Here is a 17,515-nt window from a genome sequence, read left to right on the forward strand (position 1 = left end):
ACACCTATATGCGCATTTCGTAAAATCTATTGCTAATATAATTAATTTTTTGTAAATTAGATACTTAGTAAGTTATTTTTTGTGGATAGCGAAACAAAATAGGTTAAATTAGAATTATTTAAGTATGGATAGCGAAACAATATTAAAAACCTTACACGACCGATTGCAAGTGCAACGCTATGCCAATAATACCATAAAATCGTATTGTGGTTATGCACAAATATTCTTAGAGTATATGAATAAATATCGTACGCTCAACGAAATACCTATTGCTGAAATAGAGGGTTTTATTAATGAAAAAGTATTTCAAGACAATATTAGTGCATCTTATCAACGCTCTTTAGTTGGGGCAATTAAGAAAATTTATGAGTTGGTCAATAATCAATCGATAGAGTTAAATTATTTATATCCTAAACGAAAATCAACCCAACTGCCTACTTTCTTTTCTCAAGAAGAAGTGAGAAAAATATTAAATGCTACAGATAATTTAAAGCATAAAGCAATTCTCACCACTATTTACAGTTGTGGATTGCGCTTAAGTGAGTTAATAAATCTTAGACTAACCGATGTAAAATCCGACAGTAATTTACTGTTAATACAGCAAAGCAAAGGGAATAAAGATAGGTTAGTAGCTTTACCTGATAAGTTATTAAGTTTGTTGCGAGAATATTATATTGAATATAAACCCAAAATATTTTTATTTGAAGGAACTAATGATGAGCAATACAGCGAAAGAAGTGTTCAGTTAGTTTTGAAAAAGTCAATGAAAAAAGCCAATATTGCAACAAAAGGCAGTGTGCATACTTTGCGTCATTCATACGCCACACATTTAATAAAAAGCGGAATTGACATTCGGGTTGTACAAGAATTATTAGGACATAGTGATATTAGAACAACCATGATTTACACTCATATTACAGATGTAGATAAGAAATCGACACCAAGTCCATTAGATTTTTTATAACCTAAAATAAAAAACCCAACTTTACATTTTTGGGTGTAAAATTGGGTGTTTATCTTTTAACTGATTAATTACCAGTGTTTATTGCGGAGAAAGAGGGAACCTCCCAACTTTCCCCGAAAGAAAGTTACTTAATTTCAACTATAAAATAAGGCGGGAACGCAGTCTAAATAAAGGTTTCCAACATATTTTGGGTAGTGTTTCACTAACTGTGTAAGTTGAAAAGTTATTCTGAAAAATTTTGAGTCCTTAAAAACTCAAAACTTTTTCGGAAATAACTTTTTACTATTTTTAAACTTTATACAGTTATGATTGACAAAGAAGAATTATTAAACAACAAGGATTTTTACAAATCCTTCAAGAACAGCGAAGATCTTACCTCGTTCTTCAAAACAATGCACAAACGAGCCGTAGAACATATGCTCGAAGCAGAACTAGATGACCATCTAGATACTAATAAACATCAGAAAACGAAAGACGGCAACTATCGCAATGGTCATCAGAGTAAGAAGATAAAAACCTCTTTTGGCGAAGATGAAATTAAAGTTCCGCGTGATCGACAAAGTACTTTTGAGCCGATGATAGTTCCCAAAAGGCACAATATTATTGATGGTTTAGAAAATATTATAATATCATTTTACGCCAAAGGAATGAGTGTGAGTGATATTGAAGAACAAATCAAGGACATGTATGATTTTGATGTCTCAACCTCAACAATCTCCAGGATCACCAATGCTGTTTCCAGTGAAATTGTCGCTTGGCAAAATCGACCTTTAGAGGATTTATACCTTATTGTTTGGATGGATGGAATCGTTTTTAAAGTTCGTGAGAACTCTAAAGTCATCAATAAAACCATCTATCTTGCTGTGGGTCTGCGACGTGACGGAAAGAAAGAAGTTCTAGGAATGTGGCTAGGGAAGAGTGAAAGCTCCAGTTTTTGGATGAGCGTGTTAACCGATATGAAAGCACGTGGCGTGGAAGACATACTTATCACTGCAACGGATAACCTTAATGGATTCACCCAGACTATTCGCAGTGTGTTCCCCCAATCGCAAACTCAAATTTGCGTAGTTCATCAAATTAGAAATGCTTGCAAATATGTGGTTTGGAAGGACAGGAAAGCCTTTACTTCCGATATGAAACATATCTACAACGCACCCACAAAACAAGCCGCAGAAGCCGCTTTAAATGATTTTGCAGAAAAATGGGAATCTAAATATTCCTATGCAATTAAGTCCTGGAGAGATAATTGGGATGAATTAACCGTGTTTTTTGAATTCCCTGTTGAAATCCGAAAAATCATTTACACCACAAATTTAATCGAAAATCTCAATGGAAAAATAAGAAAATACACCAAAAATAAAATGTCCTTTCCTACGGATGATGCAGTTTTAAAGTCAGTTTTCCTCGCCTTAAGAGAAGCAACAAAAAAATGGACAATGCCTATTAGAGATTGGGGTATCGTACTCAATCAATTTATGCTTATATTTGAAGATAGGCTTAAATTATAAATCTCAAGCCAATACTTTTCAACTTACACACTTTTTGGGATAGTGTCATATTTTGGTAGAAATTGCTAAAATTACTCTTCTTCTAAGAGTTCATCTAAAAGCTTAATAAGCACTGGATCCATATAATTTGCAGCGCCTACCTGTCTTCCTACAAAACGCCCTTGTTTGTCAACAATAAAGGTAGTCGGAATCGAACCTGAAAACAGTTCAAGGGGAATTTGACTTGCCATTCCGTAGACCGGAAGATCAATTTCTTTCTTCTCCATCCACTGTTTTGCTTTATCAAGCTTTCCATCTACATCCACCATTAAAAATACTAAATCCTCTCGATCTTTGAAGGTTTGTCTTAGTTTATAAATGGTAGGCATTTCAACGAGACAAGGTCCGCACCAGGTTGCCCATAAGTTAATAAAGACTACTTTTCCCTTAAGACCCCGAAGGGAACTTATAGTCTGCTTTGAATCCACAAACTTTAAGTCTGGTGTCACGTAAGCGACGGAATCTGCTTCTGCCGAATCCGACGTCCCGTTTGTCGATGATTCGGAATTAGTAGAATCCACGGCAGAACTTGAATTCGTTGTTTGAGCTAAAGTGAAAATAGAAAAAAGTAAAAAAAGTACACTTGTGAAATTTCGTATAATATTGTTCATTTTTTTGTTTGAATTGTAGAGCCGATTTTAAAGGCCAATTAAATGAGTATTGCACCCTTTGCATATAGGGTGAATATTTTGAAAAGTTAGTGTGAAAAGAGGGACAGAGCACAGAGTCTATCCGCAGTGAAATAGCGCTACCTATACTCCCTAGAAATGCCTCTTAACCAAAGGCTAACAGCAGCTTTTGGTACTTAAGAAATAACGGAACTTGGTCATTAAACCCATTTGTACTTCGGTATTTGGTCTGTACAGACCCATCTTTCAAAAATGAAAATGCTGTATTTCCACAAAAGGTGGAACCTGTGACAGGTAGAATCTTTACTTGTTCAAGGCTTACTTTAGAGCTATTCTCAACACTTAATTGAGTACTTTGGTTGCACGCTTGGAAATTAGAGTACGGAGCTGCTGACGGATTTTTAGAAAAAGTAGACTGTACAGGCGGTGTTTCTCCTGTCCACATTTTCACGCTTGCTTTCATCGGGCAAGGGGAAAATAGAAGAAGCAGTACTGCGAAAAGCGCTAGTAAAGGCTTATTCGGATAATTTGAAATCACCGTTTTGTAAATCATGAGGGCAAAACTACGGCTATATCTCTCTAAAGACAAATCGAGCGTGAAAGATTAAACGTTTTTAACATATAAAAAGAGCTCTTGAATATTGGATTACGTCAAGATTGAACAAATTCACAATTTTTCACCCATGCTGATCACATGAAGGATTTGGATTTTTATAAAAAATTCTGCGCTCAATCCATCGACCATCTCTGTCAACTGATAATCTAAATCTACCACTACAATCGATAGCTTTTTATGTATTGTTAAACTAGCGCGTCAAAATTTCACGTAACCTATCATAAGCGGTTAACAGCAGTAGATCTCGCATCCTATTTCGCAATAATGCTTCCTGCTAAAAGCAAAATAACTGATTATTTGCTTATTACATTTAACAAAAAATAACTATATTTGCTTTTTATGAAGAGCAATTATGGAAGATTTATTATTAGAATTTCAATCAAAACTAGCACGTATATCACTAGATATACAGCGATATCTTGTTTATCAAATAGATTTGAACAACCGTTTGATTGCGGTAAAAGGGGCAAGAGGTGCAGGTAAAACCACACTCCTTTTACAAATTGCAAAGTTGCATCTTCCTTTGCAATCCACGTTGTATGTAAGTTTAGACCATATCTTTTTCTTTGATCGCAAGCTGTATGAATTAGCGAAACAATTTGTTCAATTCGGTGGAACATACCTTTTGCTTGATGAAGTTCACAAATATCCCAATTGGTCAAGAGAAATAAAACTGATTTACGACAACTTCCCTGAACTCAATGTAATCTTTACATCCTCTTCGGCGCTCGAAATATACAAATCTGAATCCGATTTAAGCCGAAGAGCAGTCGCATATTATCTTAAAGAATTATCTTTTAGAGAATTTATCATGTTTGAAACTAAAAAAATACTTCCTGTCTATTCGTTTACAGAAATTTTGAAAAACCACAACACCATTGCGACTGAACTCATACATGAAATAAAACCTTTGCCCTTGTTTGAAAAATATCTAAAGATAGGGGTGTATCCGTACTACAAAGAGAATGAAGTTCTTTATATACAGAAATTGCAAAATACGATTAACCTCATTATAGAAATAGACATCAATGCGACCGAAGATTTACAATATGACACTCTGGTAAAACTGAAAAAATTACTCATTACGGTTGCTTCAAGCGCGCCATTCACACCCAATATTACGAAATTGAGCGAAAAAGTAGGCATTTCTCGAAATACACTAGTGCAAAGCCTTAAAATTTTGGAACGTGCCGGGTTGGTCAGTGAACTATACCAAGATGCCTCCGGCATTGGTGTATTGACCAAGCCTGAAAAACTATATCTGAACAACAGTAACTTAATGTATGCGTTGGCAAAGGAAAAAACGAATATAGGGAACGTTCGTGAAACATTTTTCTTAAATCAATTTAAACATTTACACGAAATAAACCGCTCAGAAACTGCCGATTTTAAGATAGACAAAACTTATACTTTTGAAATCGGCGGAAAAAATAAATCCAAAAAGCAAATCGCAAATATCGAAAATGCTTATGTAGCGAAAGACGGAATTGAAATCGGATTTGATACAATTATTCCGGTTTGGCTTTTTGGTTTCATGTATTAGGACAATATCGTCTCATCTGCTTACAAACCAATGAAAACCTCCGGGTCTTGGCTTGTATCAACAATTTGATTTTAACCTTCGCACACGATAGAATTTTTTGGGGTAAAAAGCACAAGACAATAAGATGACGCTGTTGGTCGTCTTACTGCGTTTTTCTCAGCATCGTCCGTCACTCGATATACTTTCGCATTCAGTTAAGATGCATATTTTTCTCAAACCTAAGATCAACAAAACAATTGAGCTGGTATCAAAATTAGCTTGAATCACACGCCGATACTAATGACAAATTCCGTACATCTGTAATACTATAATATCAATTAAAGCAATTAAACCATAATAAGTGATACCAAAATGTTATTTATTTCTCTAGCAAAAACACAAAGAAACCTAGCTGATAATGTCCGTGCAAAACGTTTGCAAATGGACCTTACACAGGAAGGTCTCGCACAAAGGTCAGGTGTTCCTCTACCCACATTAAGGAAATTTGAGCAAAGAGGCTTAATCTCTTTGGAATCATTTTTAAAATTGCTTTCTGTTGTGGGCGGATTAGAAGAAATGGTAGATGCGTTGAAACCGAAGTCGCAAAATTTTAAATCTATTGATGACGTATTAAAATAAAAGCAAAAGTCGGTAAAAAAACGAGGTACAAGAACATAAAAATCGCTCCCTTATATCTTACAAACATCCAATAAAACGTTCCATAGTAATTTAAATAAAACTAAAATGACGGCGCTGGGCGCCGTCATTTCCATCTTTTATAAACTAGACGCTTATACCAGTTCTCCGTAAAGATCAAATTCTTCAGCAGAAGTAATTTTCACGTTTGCAAAATCTCCTACGGATACATAAGTATCTTTTGCAGAAACAAGAACCGTATTATCTACATCTGGGGAATCAAACTCGGTACGTCCCACAAAGTACTCTCCTTCTTTTCGGTCAAATAAGACTTTGAAGGTCTGTCCAATCTTTTCTTGGTTCTTCTCCCAAGAGATTTGGCTTTGCAGTACCATGATTTCTTCTACTCTTTGGTCTTTTACTTCTTGAGGCACATCGTCCTCTAATTGGTAAGCGGATGTATTTTCTTCGTGAGAATAAGTAAAGCATCCTAGACGATCAAATCGTTGGTATTTAACCCACTCTTTCATCTCTTCAAAACGCTCCTGCGTTTCTCCTGGATAACCCACGATTAAAGTCGTACGAATTGCCATATCCGGAACAAGTTCTCTAAACTTGGCTAATAGAGCATCCGTCTTTTCATGCGTGGTTCCACGCTTCATGGATTTTAATAATTCGGAATTTATATGTTGAAGAGGAATGTCAATATAGTTACATACTTTCGGCTCGTTTTTAATCACCTCAAGTACATCTTCTGGGAATCCACTTGGAAATGCATAATGCAATCGAATCCACTCGATTCCCTCAACTTTTACCAATTCTTTTAATAGATCCGCTAGCGCTCTTCGTTTATAGATATCAAGACCATAGTAAGTCAAATCTTGCGCAATCAAGATAAGTTCTTTCGTGCCTTTTTTGGCTAGGCCTTGTGCTTCTTTCACTAGATCTTCAATCGTCTTGGATTGATGTCCACCTCTCATTAAGGGGATTGCACAGAAAGAACAAGGACGATCACACCCTTCTGAAATCTTCAAATAGGCAAAATGCTTAGGCGTTGTGGTTAAACGCTCTCCTACAAGTTCATGCTTGTAGTCTGCGCCTAACTGTTTTAATAGTTGTGGAAGTTCTCTTGTACCAAAGTACTGATCTACATCTGGTATTTCTCTTTCCAAATCCGGCTTGTAACGTTCAGACAAACATCCTGTCACAAATACTTTTTCCACCTCCCCTCGATTCTTAGCCTCTACAAAATCAAGAATTGTATCAATACTTTCTTGTTTTGCATTGTCAATAAATCCACAGGTGTTGATAACAACAATATCCCCTCGATCTTCATGAACCACCTCTTTTCCGCTCGCTTGAAGCTGTCCCATCAGTACTTCGGAGTCTACTACGTTCTTCGAGCACCCTAAAGTGACGATGTTAATTTTCTTTTTCCCGATAGATTTAGTTCTCATATGACTTCTGCAGATTAATTAGGTTTACACTTCCGACCTAGAATTTAAGGGTGCAAATTTACAAAATAATTAATTACTTTGAGTTTTGATAAATATTTGATTTTCTATCCATTAAATATTCTCTTAGCCTAGTAAGACCCACTCCCATCAAGCATTATTCTATATCAACTATTTGAATGGATAGTGGGATAAGGTACGGCTTTTTTAGGCTAAGGAATTAGTTGTCGAAATAATGATCGACAAAAGATACTTTCAAATTCTCTTTATTCAGGTCTTTGAAAATGACGACGGACATCGTGGTATCTCTGCAAAATTCGGTCATAATAAAGCGCAAAGAGGAGTAAAGCAGCAGATACTAAAAGAGTTCTTAGTCCAAAATAAGGATATAAAAGTCCTCCCCCAATTCCGCCTAAAAAGAAGAAGGCAATAATGGCTAGCTTTAAGTAGATATTCTTCCTAAGTTGTTTCTGTTGTCTCTCTTTTCGGTAAAACAGAATCTGAGACAGCTCAATTCCTAAATCTGTAAAAAGACCGGTTAAGTGGGTGGTTCTAACAACAGACTGAGAAACACGCGTGACTAATGCATTTTGAAGTCCCATTACAAATAACAGCACAGAAGGAGTGAAAATTGTGAGCACAAAGTCTGTTCGGTCTAAAAATTGGGGCGCAAAACTCACTAGAACAAGAAGAATAATTTCAATGGAGATTGGAATTAGATAGGAACCCTTATCTCCTTTTGCCGCGCCTATTTCAAGTAAGAGACTGGAAACAAAAGCTCCTAAAAGAAACATCACAATGTAAACTAGAAATGCGAATGCCGCTACAATCCGTCCCCCCACCAAATCTTCCGAAAAGAACGCAAAATGCCCCGTCACATTGGTGGTCAATACTCCTAAAGCTAATATCCCCGTAATGTTCACAATTCCAGCCACCCCTGAAAGTAGGGAGGCTAATTGCAGATTATGGGAAAAGGTTCTTTTGTTACCGGTGTGTCTAAACATATTTGCAACTACAACTAATTTGATTTCGTACTCACTTTTGACGATATGAAGATCATCTTTTGCTATTCTTATTGCAGAATAACCAAAGTCAGTAGCGAGGGATAATCGCAATCGATAGCATTACTCAGCAGAACTGATTTCAGAAATCAGTTCATACTCGAATCCTCGAGTAAGAAGATAACGAATCGTTTTGACTCTCTTTGCGTACTCTTTCAAGCCTTTCTGTTTCTCGTAATACTGAGCGTAAATTTTCTCAAGAGTCTTTATATAATCCTCTGGATCGATTTCATCCAGGCAGCTTGAGATTAGTTTCTCGGAAATCTGCTTTTGTTTCAAATGTTGACGAATCTTATTTTTTCCCCAGCTTTTCATGTAGAACTTACCTCTAATATAACTTCTCACGAAGCGCTCCTCGTTCAGAAAATCTTCCTTCATCAAATATAAAAGGATCTCGTCTTTCGCCTCAGGAATAAGAACGTAGTCTCTCATTTTCTGCTCCACTTCGTAATGGCAGCGATCCTGGTATACACAGTAGTTTACCAGTTTCTGTTTAATCTCCTCAAAAGTGAATAGCTTTTTCTCCATAGAATTTTCTAGAGTAAAGATAGTGAAAGTAGGATGCGTCTTTAACCCTCTAGCGCGCCTAAAAGGCGCGCTAAAAAGAAATTAATTAATAACAAATCATGAAGTTAGTAAGAGAATAGCGGAAGGCCATCCATCATACTATTTACTTTTTTACGAACGTCTTCTAAAACCGCTTCGTTCTCTATATTTTCAACCACATTTAGAATTAATTCTGCAATGGTATCCATATCGTTTTCTTTCATTCCACGAGTGGTAATCGCCGCAGTTCCTAAACGAATTCCTGAAGTCGTAAAGGCGCTCTTGTCATCGTAAGGAACCATGTTCTTGTTACATGTGATGTCTGCTTTTACAAGGGCATTTTCGGTTTCTTTCCCGTTTACGTTTTTATTACGCAGATCCACTAGCATTAAATGGTTGTCTGTACCTCCACTTACAATATCAAAGCCTCTATCCACTAAGGATTTTGCCATCGCTTGCGCGTTCTTAATCACTTGGCTTGTATAGGTGGTAAATTTATCATCTAGAGCTTCTCCAAAAGCAACTGCTTTTCCAGCAATTACGTGCTCTAATGGACCTCCTTGAATTCCTGGGAATACAGCAGAGTCTAACACGGCAGACATCATTTTCGTAACTCCTTTTGGTGTTTTGTGTCCGTAAGTGTTTTCGTAGTCTTTTCCTAGCATAATAAGACCTCCTCTTGGTCCTCTTAACGTTTTATGCGTTGTAGTAGTTACTACGTGGCAATGAGGGAAAGGAGAAGAAAGATGTCCTTTTGCAATCAGTCCTGCAGGGTGAGCAATGTCCGCCCAAAGGGTAGCTCCTACTTCGTCTGCAATCTCTCTGAATTTAGCAAAATCAATATCTCTTGAATAAGCAGAATACCCTGCAATGATCATTTTCGGTCTTACTTCTAAGGCTTTCTCTCTTACGTTGTTGTAATCGATCCTTCCAGTTTCTCTTTCTACACCGTAAAAATGAGCTTCGTACTGAATACCTGAGAAGTTTACGAGGGACCCGTGAGTTAAGTGCCCTCCCATAGAGAGATCTAATCCTAGAATCTTATCCCCTGGCTTTAGAATAGAAAGGTAGATCGCTGCGTTAGCCTGCGATCCAGAATGCGGTTGCACGTTGGCATATTCCACTCCAAAAAGCTGTTTTGCTCTTTCGATTGCTAAAGTCTCAATCTCATCGACGACTTCACATCCACCATAGTAACGTCTTCCCGGATATCCTTCCGCATACTTGTTGGTTAAAACACTTCCCATTGCTTTCATTACATCGTCCGAAACAAAGTTCTCGGAAGCGATTAGTTCAATCCCATGGGTTTGACGCGCTCTCTCCTTCTCAATCAAATCGAAAATCACACTGCTGCTCATATTATATAAAATTTGAAATTATTAAATCTAACGCCCTTTATTCAAAGCGTTCCAAATTTACGGAAAATAAAGATTATAAAGCGACCTTTTTCCACAATCTATACCTAATGTTTATCAGTTTTGAATAAGCCTTATAAACTGAAATCCTGCAAGGGGACATTTTATTTCAAATGGAAAATCTCAAATTTCATCCATTTCCCTCATTGGAATCCACTCTTCACATTACAAATTGTCAAATTACAATCGAAATTAATCATGGTAAAAAAAGAGAACACCCATCACCACAAGTTCCAAGTCAGACATTTTCGGTAGTCTGATCTGCTTATTTGACTTACTATGTTTACAGGTTGCTGTCAATTCTTTTAAAATAATTTCGTAGTTTTGAATGAGATCGCTCATCTATTTAATGACTTGGTAATCAATTAAATATACGATTTTTTAATCAAATGGACAATCTTTTTTCCTTTCAATTTCTAAATGCACAACAGGTAACATCACTAAAAAAGGGCCTTCGCTATGCGAATGCCCCTTACTTATTCAACGATTGATTGGCGTAATTTAATTACTACTTACGCTTCACACGCACTGCATGTTACGAAGTTCACCATAAGCTCTTTCGAAACAGAGGAGCTTCTTTGGTAATAAAGTGTTTTTACACCTTTTTTCCAGGCTTCAATCATCACAAAGTTCACATCCTTCACTGGCATCGTAGACGGAATCTGCATATTTAAGGACTGAGCCTGATCAATATACTGCTGTCTTTGTGCAGCTTGAGAAACGATCTCCATCGGAGAAATCTCCTTGAAGGTTTTGAATACTGCTTTTTCTTCGTCTGTAAGTTCGCTTAAGTGCTGGACAGATCCATGATTTAACATGATGCTTCTCCACGTTTCTTCGTTTTCAATTCCTTTCTCAGCAAGTAATTTGGTTAAATACTTGTTCTTACGCATGAAATTCCCTTTGGCAAGTCCAGCTTTGTAGTAATTGGAAGAGAAAGGCTCAATACCTGGAGACGACTGCCCTAAAATCGCGGAGCTAGAAGTCGTTGGCGCAATTGCCATTAAAGTTGTATTTCTTTTTCCGTATCCTTTTAAAAGTTCCGGTTCTCCGTAAATATTCGCTAGTTCAGCCGATGCTATCTCAGCCTGCTCACGAATGTGTCTAAAGGCTCTTGCATTAAACTGTGTCGCTTCAAAACTTTCAAATGGAATTAGGTTCTTCTGTAAGTAAGAATGGTATCCTAGAACTCCTAGTCCTAAGGCTCTGTGTCTCATTGCGAAGTTTCTTGCTCCTGTTAGGTAGTAATTTCCTTCGGTCTTTTCAATAAACTCAGAAAGAACTGCATCTAAGAAATAGATTGCAAGTTTCACGGCATTGGTGTCTTTCCATTCGTCGTATAACTCTAAGTTCATTGATGAAAGACAGCAGATGAACGACTCATCCTTCGTTGACGGAAGCATGATTTCAGAGCAAAGGTTACTTGCATTCACCGTTAGACCTAAATCTTTATAAACCTGAGGTTTATTTCTATTCACATTGTCTGTAAAGAAGATATAAGGAAGTCCTTTTTGTTGTCTACTCTCTAGGACTCTTGCCCAGATCTTTCTCTTCTCCGTATCTCCATCAATCATGTCTTGCATCCAGTAATCCGGAACGCAAACTCCCGTAAATAGATTCTGGATCGGAGATCCAATATCTTTGATGGATAAGAACTCTTCAATATCTCCATGGTCAATGTCTAAGTAGGCAGCAAAGGCTCCTCTACGAACCCCTCCTTGAGATACCACATCCATTGCTGTATCAAACAGCTTCATGAAGGAAACGGCTCCTGAAGACTTTCCATTGTCGGTCACCGCGGTTCCGCGGTTTCTGAGTTCTCCAAAATAGCCAGAAGTTCCTCCTCCAATTTTGGTTTGCATGATAACCTCTCCCAATTTATGGGTAATGCCTTCAATATGATCGGGTACGTGTACGTTGAAACAAGAAATAGGAAGACCCCTTTGAGTCCCCATATTCGCCCATACCGGAGACGAAAAACTAATCCAACCTTTGGTAATCATTTCTTCAAACGCGGGTTGAAGCTCTGGTTTGTATAGACGTTTTGCCGCCGCGGTGGTAATACGCTCGATTGCTCCTTTTACGGTTTCTCCTTTCAGCAGATACCCACGGTTTAGCATTTGTTCGGACTCTTCATTAAGCCACCAGATATCGGTATTTTCTTCCATAGTTTTTTTTGAGTTAGGCCTTTTCCTCTAGAAAAGGCAGTGTATACTGATTGTTTGAGAATTACGAAAACTTAGAAAAGATCGTTTTCGGTAATACTCTTGTCGTGCTTGGTGTAATCCACCGGTCTTTTTGCAAAGAAGTCATCTAGCGAATTCGCAAATACTTCTTCTTCAAACCATACCATCGGACGATACTCCTCTGGTGAAACGTTGTAACGGGTCTGCATCCCGATTTTCTTTAACGAATCATCTACTCTATATTTCATAAAGTTTAAGAGATCCGTTTTTGAGAAGTTATCGAGTTCTCCTCCTTGGAAGATCCAGTCTAGAATCTCGCCTTCCACTTCGATAGAATGATCCACAAGGGTATAAATGTCTTCTATATCAGAATCTGTTAGTAGATCTGGCTGCTCCTCTCTAATTTTATTGATTAGATAGATTCCTGCATTCGCATGAATCTGCTCATCCACAGAAGTCCAAGCAATAATGTTACTCACGTTTTTCATGTATCCTTTAAAACGGGTAAAAGACAAGATAATTGCGAACTGTGAGAAAAGAGAAACGTTCTCAATTAAGATCGAGAATAACAAAAGAGAGGATACGTACTCTTTTGGCGTCGTGGAATTCGCATGGCGAAGTACATTAGATAAGAATTCAATTCTTTTCTTGATTACAGGGATCTCCACTACTTTTAAAAAGTCCTCGTTATATCCAAGAACTTCTAACAGGCGTGAATAAGCCTCTGAGTGACGAAACTCACATTCTGCAAACGTAGCTCCCAGTCCATTGAGTTCTGGCTTAGGCATATGGTGGTACAAGTTCCCCCAAAACGTTTTAACTGACACTTCAATTTGAGCAATGGCTAAAAGAGCATGCTTGACCGCTAGTTTCTCATGAGGCTCTAACTGCGAATGAAAGTCCTGTACGTCCGCCGTGAAATCGACTTCCGAATGAACCCAAAAGGCTTTGTTAATGGCTTCTGTATATTGAAGTACTTCTGGGTACTCAAACGGCTTGTAGCTAATTCTTTTATCAAAGATTCCCATAATGAAAGGTGCAAGTTAAACGGTTACTAAAATGATTTTATCGTTCGGGGCATAAAAAAGGAGATAACGAAAAGTTATCCGCTTTGTAGATTCCATTAAATTTCATGGATTTTGCCTTTTACGAACAGTAGCAAAAATAGAGAATGAATTGATAGATAAAAAATGAAGAGTATTAAATCTCATCAAATGAGGGCCAAAAGTTTTCCACAATGACACAGAGTGCGCATTGTTAGTAGGTTACAGCCTTCTTTCTTTACAAAACCACGTAAAACACGGATTTGGCGTTAAACAAAGATTTGTATCTACATGATGTACAGGTGAATACTATTAAACACACACTTTGAAACCTCTTGTTTAAATAGAACAAAACATTCCTTAGGCCTCCTCTATGATCTGCTAATCCACTTAAAAAGGATCTAATTTCCACGAACTCCAATCTTATTGTTACGAATACCTACTCTTATTCTTCTACCAGAAATCAAAATGAGAACAACAAAGAATTATATCCCTTTTAATTCGCTTTCTTTTTTTGGATTTTCAAAAGAGTCTGTAACAAATTATTTATTTTTTACACTTATTGAGAAATCAATCTAAGGGCCCATGTTACTTATTAAGGATCTTCATAAATCGTACGATACCGGCAAAAGCAAACTTCACGTGCTTAAAGGCATAGACCTTTCTATTGATGCGGGTGAGTTTGTCTCCATTATGGGAAGTTCGGGATCTGGAAAATCAACTCTTTTAAATATCATTGGAATCTTAGACGAAAAAGATTCAGGAGTCTACGAACTGGATGGAATTCCGATTGAGCAGTTAAATGAAACCAAAGCGGCTGAATACAGAAGTCGTTTTCTAGGGTTTGTCTTTCAATCCTTTAATCTCATTGGGTACAAAACGGCTTTAGAAAATGTGGCACTCCCTCTCTACTACCAAAACGTAGGGCGAAAAGAAAGAAATGCAAAAGCTTTAGAATATTTAGAAAAGGTAGGCCTGGGTCCTTGGGCAAATCACTTGCCTAACGAACTCTCTGGAGGGCAAAAACAAAGAGTCGCGATTGCTCGCGCACTCATCACAGACCCAAAGGTTATCCTTGCGGATGAACCGACAGGAGCCCTGGATAGTAAAACCACCCACGAAATCATGATGCTTCTTCAAGAAATTAACGAAGGCGGCAAAACCATTATCGTGGTGACCCACGAACCGGACGTGGCGGCGCAAACCAAACGAAATGTCCTTTTAAAGGATGGACGCATTGAAAGCGACGAGTTCATCAAGCAAAGAGTCCTTTCCTAAGCCTTTGAAAAAGAAAAAGAATTAAATAAAAAAGAGTACCATAAATCCTTACAAGACCTCATGTTTGATTTAGACCGCTGGCAAGAAATTTTCGCCTCCATACGGAGCAATGTCCTTAGAACCGTCCTTTCTGGTTTTACGGTTGCCCTTGGCCTTTATATTTTTGTGGTTCTGTTCGGAATAGGAACCGGTCTTCAAAACGCATTTACGCAAGGCTTCGCTAGAGACGCACAAAACCTGATTTCCATTTTCACAGGAAAAACCACCATTGCCTACGGAGGTCTTCAGGAAGACCGCACCATTGTACTTAAAAACGACGACTACGATAAGGTTCTTAAGTACGACCCTGAGAAAGTAGAATATTCCACTCCTCGATACTCCGCTTCCCTTCTCGTTAAATACGGAAACGAAAGCGGGACGTACCAGATTTCTGGAAGCGAGCCGGAAGAAAAAAACATTGAAAACAGAGACCTTCTCGAAGGACGCTATCTCAACGCAGGCGATATCAACCGAAACAATTACGTGGCCGTCATCGGTCGAATGGTCCAAAGGGACTTAATTAAAAACGGAAGTCCTGTCGGAAAAGAACTAAATATCAATGGAACGATGTTTACAGTGGTAGGCGTCTTTTCAGACGACGGTGGAGACTGGGACGAGAGAATGATTACAGTTCCCGTGACCACCCTACAACAAATGAAAAAAGGTTCAGATACGCTTAGTAATATTTATATTACTTACAATCCTAACCTTTCTCCTTCGGAGGCAATTAAGTACGGGGAAGATTTGCAAACGAAACTTAAAAGCAAGCATAAAGTCTCTCCAGACGATGACAATGCGATCGTAGTTCGAAACAATGCAAGCAACATGGAAGACACCATTAAATTCATGTTCGTCTTAACCTTAATCGTAGGATTCATTGGTCTAGGAACCTTGATGGCGGGGATCATTGGGATCTCGAATATCATGGTGTACATCGTAAAAGAAAGAACTAGAGAGATTGGAGTTCGAAAAGCGATTGGGGCCAAACCCAAAAGCATCGTGGGGCTTATCGTACAAGAAAGTTTAGTCATTACGATTATTTCAGGTATTGTAGGCGTTCTCTTAGGAGTGTTAACCCTTGAGTTAATTGGCGACAATTTAGAAAAGTATTTCATTAAAGACCCGTCCGTGGGCTGGGGCACGATGGCCATGGCCTTTATTGCCTTAATCATCTCCGGGTTAATTGCAGGATTTGTACCGGCGTATAGAGCCAGTAAAATCCGACCGATCGAAGCCCTTAGAACTGAATAAACAACTTGAACCTAATAAAGAGAAAATAAACCGGCATGAACATCCTATTCAAACGCGACACTTGGCAGGAGATCTACCACTCATTAAGAAACAACAAGCTTCGTACGTTTCTTACTATGATTGGTGTGGCTTGGGGTATGTTTTTATACGTGGCTCTTTTAGGGGCCGCGAAAGGAATGGAGAATGGTTTTGACAAAGTATTCTCAGGGTTTGCAACGAACTCTATTTTCATGTGGGCGCAGAACACCAATATTCCTTACGCAGGATTTCCAAAGGGAAGACAAATGAATCTTCATTTGGGCGATATTGAGTATTTGCAAAGCAAAGTTCCGCAAATCGATTACATCTCCCCTCAGAACAGCCGAGGGAACTTCGGTACCCCGGGAGAGCAGATGTCAAGAAATGGAACAACGGAAGTCTATACGCTTACGGGAGACCTTCCTATTGGAAATAAGATCTCGGAGAAGAAACTTTTGTACGGTCGATATTTGAACGATTCCGATGTGAACGAAAGTAAAAACGTGATTGTCATAGGAGAAGAAATCTATAAGAATTTCTTCGACCATAAGAAGCATGAGAACCCATTAGGCAAATCCATTAATGTAAAAGGAATCTTTTTCAACGTGATTGGCGTATTTAAAGTAAAATCCCAAGGCGGTATGGAAAGCGATCGAGCTTCCTACATTCCCTTATCCACCTTTACAAAAATGTATAACGATGGAGATAAAGTAGGATTCTTTGCCATCGTGAGTAAACCGGATGCCGATTTAACGGCCGTGGAAACCGAAGTAAAAGACCAATTAAAGGAACGCTACGACGTTTCTCCAGACGATAGCAATGCCTACGGAAGTTTTAACCTAGGGAAGGAATTTAAAAAGCTTACAGGCTTTTTAACCGGAATGCAGCTCCTTACCATTGTGGTAGGAACCCTTACCATTCTTGCAGGGGTCATTGCCATTTCAAACATTCTTCTAATTACGGTAAAAGAACGTACAAAAGAGATTGGAATCCGGCGTGCCCTAGGGGCAAAACCAAGTGAAGTCCGAAATCAGATCCTTTTAGAAAGTGTTGTGATTACCTTAAGCTCTGGAATTTTAGGATTCATGTTTGGGATTTTCCTACTCATGATTTTAAATATGGCAACGCAAAACCAAGATGCCTTCCCGTTCTATAATCCCACAGTGGATTATTCGAACGTCGCCATTGCCATGGCTGTCATGCTATCCCTAGGCCTTGTCATTGGAATGATTCCTGCGCAAAGAGCCGTGAAAATCAGACCCATTGAGGCCCTTAGATCCGAATAATAAGTAATAAGAAAAAACTGTACA

The 17,515-nt window shown here is 38.2% G+C and carries 14 protein-coding genes and 2 pseudogenes; 7 read left to right on the forward strand and 9 right to left on the reverse strand.

All coding sequences use genetic code 11. The features are described 5' to 3' along the window. Window positions 1-124: 124 nt before the first annotated feature. Together AC3IRX_RS04830 and AC3IRX_RS04835 are read left to right on the forward strand one after the other, a co-directional pair. A complete protein-coding gene (locus AC3IRX_RS04830) occupies window positions 125-964 on the forward strand; it encodes a tyrosine-type recombinase/integrase (protein ID WP_489211340.1) in 840 nt (279 codons plus the stop codon). A 305-nt stretch (window positions 965-1,269) separates the two neighbouring features. After that, window positions 1,270-2,472, forward strand: coding sequence for an IS256 family transposase (locus AC3IRX_RS04835; protein WP_489208805.1), 1,203 nt, complete (start codon window positions 1,270-1,272; stop codon window positions 2,470-2,472). Between the two features lie 71 nt (window positions 2,473-2,543). On the opposite strand, the gene AC3IRX_RS04840 is transcribed toward AC3IRX_RS04835, so the two are convergent. Together AC3IRX_RS04840 and AC3IRX_RS04845 are read right to left on the reverse strand one after the other, a co-directional pair. Continuing rightward, window positions 2,544-3,122, reverse strand: coding sequence for a TlpA family protein disulfide reductase (locus AC3IRX_RS04840; protein WP_489211341.1), 579 nt, complete (start codon window positions 3,120-3,122; stop codon window positions 2,544-2,546). Between the two features lie 163 nt (window positions 3,123-3,285). Next, on the reverse strand, window positions 3,286-3,693 hold the full coding sequence (locus tag AC3IRX_RS04845) for a hypothetical protein (protein WP_489211342.1): 408 nt from the start codon (window positions 3,691-3,693) through the stop codon (window positions 3,286-3,288). 415 nt (window positions 3,694-4,108) lie between these two features. Between AC3IRX_RS04845 and AC3IRX_RS04850 the strand changes: the two genes are divergently transcribed. Together AC3IRX_RS04850 and AC3IRX_RS04855 are read left to right on the forward strand one after the other, a co-directional pair. Further along, complete coding sequence (locus AC3IRX_RS04850) at window positions 4,109-5,299, forward strand: ATP-binding protein (protein ID WP_489211344.1); 1,191 nt, start codon at window positions 4,109-4,111, stop codon at window positions 5,297-5,299. A 351-nt stretch (window positions 5,300-5,650) separates the two neighbouring features. After that, on the forward strand, window positions 5,651-5,917 hold the full coding sequence (locus AC3IRX_RS04855; protein WP_489211345.1) for a helix-turn-helix domain-containing protein: 267 nt from the start codon (window positions 5,651-5,653) through the stop codon (window positions 5,915-5,917). A 152-nt stretch (window positions 5,918-6,069) separates the two neighbouring features. Here the strand turns inward: AC3IRX_RS04855 and rimO are convergent, their stop codons facing one another. The 7 genes and pseudogenes from rimO to AC3IRX_RS04890 form a co-directional block, all read right to left on the reverse strand. Further along, a complete protein-coding gene (rimO, locus tag AC3IRX_RS04860) occupies window positions 6,070-7,371 on the reverse strand; it encodes a 30S ribosomal protein S12 methylthiotransferase RimO (RefSeq protein ID WP_489211346.1) in 1,302 nt (433 codons plus the stop codon). A 263-nt stretch (window positions 7,372-7,634) separates the two neighbouring features. Further along, complete coding sequence (locus AC3IRX_RS04865; protein WP_489211347.1) at window positions 7,635-8,372, reverse strand: YoaK family protein; 738 nt, start codon at window positions 8,370-8,372, stop codon at window positions 7,635-7,637. Between the two features lie 120 nt (window positions 8,373-8,492). Continuing rightward, window positions 8,493-8,957 (reverse strand): regulatory protein RecX, encoded by a 465-nt coding sequence (locus tag AC3IRX_RS04870; RefSeq protein ID WP_489211349.1) that lies wholly within the window; start codon window positions 8,955-8,957, stop codon window positions 8,493-8,495. Window positions 8,958-9,061: 104 nt separating this feature from the next. After that, the gene (gene glyA, locus AC3IRX_RS04875) at window positions 9,062-10,333 is read right to left on the reverse strand and encodes a serine hydroxymethyltransferase (RefSeq protein ID WP_489211350.1); all 1,272 of its coding nucleotides are present in this window, start codon (window positions 10,331-10,333) and stop codon (window positions 9,062-9,064) included. A 258-nt stretch (window positions 10,334-10,591) separates the two neighbouring features. Next, window positions 10,592-10,732 (reverse strand): annotated as a pseudogene (locus tag AC3IRX_RS04880) (IS982 family transposase); the annotation flags it as partial. Between the two features lie 170 nt (window positions 10,733-10,902). Continuing rightward, a pseudogene (locus tag AC3IRX_RS04885) lies at window positions 10,903-12,561 on the reverse strand (ribonucleoside-diphosphate reductase subunit alpha); the annotation flags it as partial. 68 nt (window positions 12,562-12,629) lie between these two features. Next, window positions 12,630-13,604, reverse strand: coding sequence for a ribonucleotide-diphosphate reductase subunit beta (locus AC3IRX_RS04890; protein WP_489211351.1), 975 nt, complete (start codon window positions 13,602-13,604; stop codon window positions 12,630-12,632). 600 nt (window positions 13,605-14,204) lie between these two features. Here AC3IRX_RS04890 and AC3IRX_RS04895 point away from each other — a divergent pair. From AC3IRX_RS04895 to AC3IRX_RS04905, 3 genes are read left to right on the forward strand one after another with little or no spacing between them, the layout of a single operon-like run. Further along, on the forward strand, window positions 14,205-14,897 hold the full coding sequence (locus AC3IRX_RS04895; protein WP_489211352.1) for an ABC transporter ATP-binding protein: 693 nt from the start codon (window positions 14,205-14,207) through the stop codon (window positions 14,895-14,897). Between the two features lie 60 nt (window positions 14,898-14,957). Next, window positions 14,958-16,187 (forward strand): ABC transporter permease, encoded by a 1,230-nt coding sequence (locus AC3IRX_RS04900; protein WP_489211353.1) that lies wholly within the window; start codon window positions 14,958-14,960, stop codon window positions 16,185-16,187. Window positions 16,188-16,222: 35 nt separating this feature from the next. Then, entirely contained in the window at window positions 16,223-17,491 is a 1,269-nt protein-coding gene (locus tag AC3IRX_RS04905; protein WP_459083460.1) for an ABC transporter permease, read from the forward strand. Window positions 17,492-17,515 lie beyond the last annotated feature (24 nt).

This window comes from Epilithonimonas sp. KH_059 (assembly GCF_057838485.1).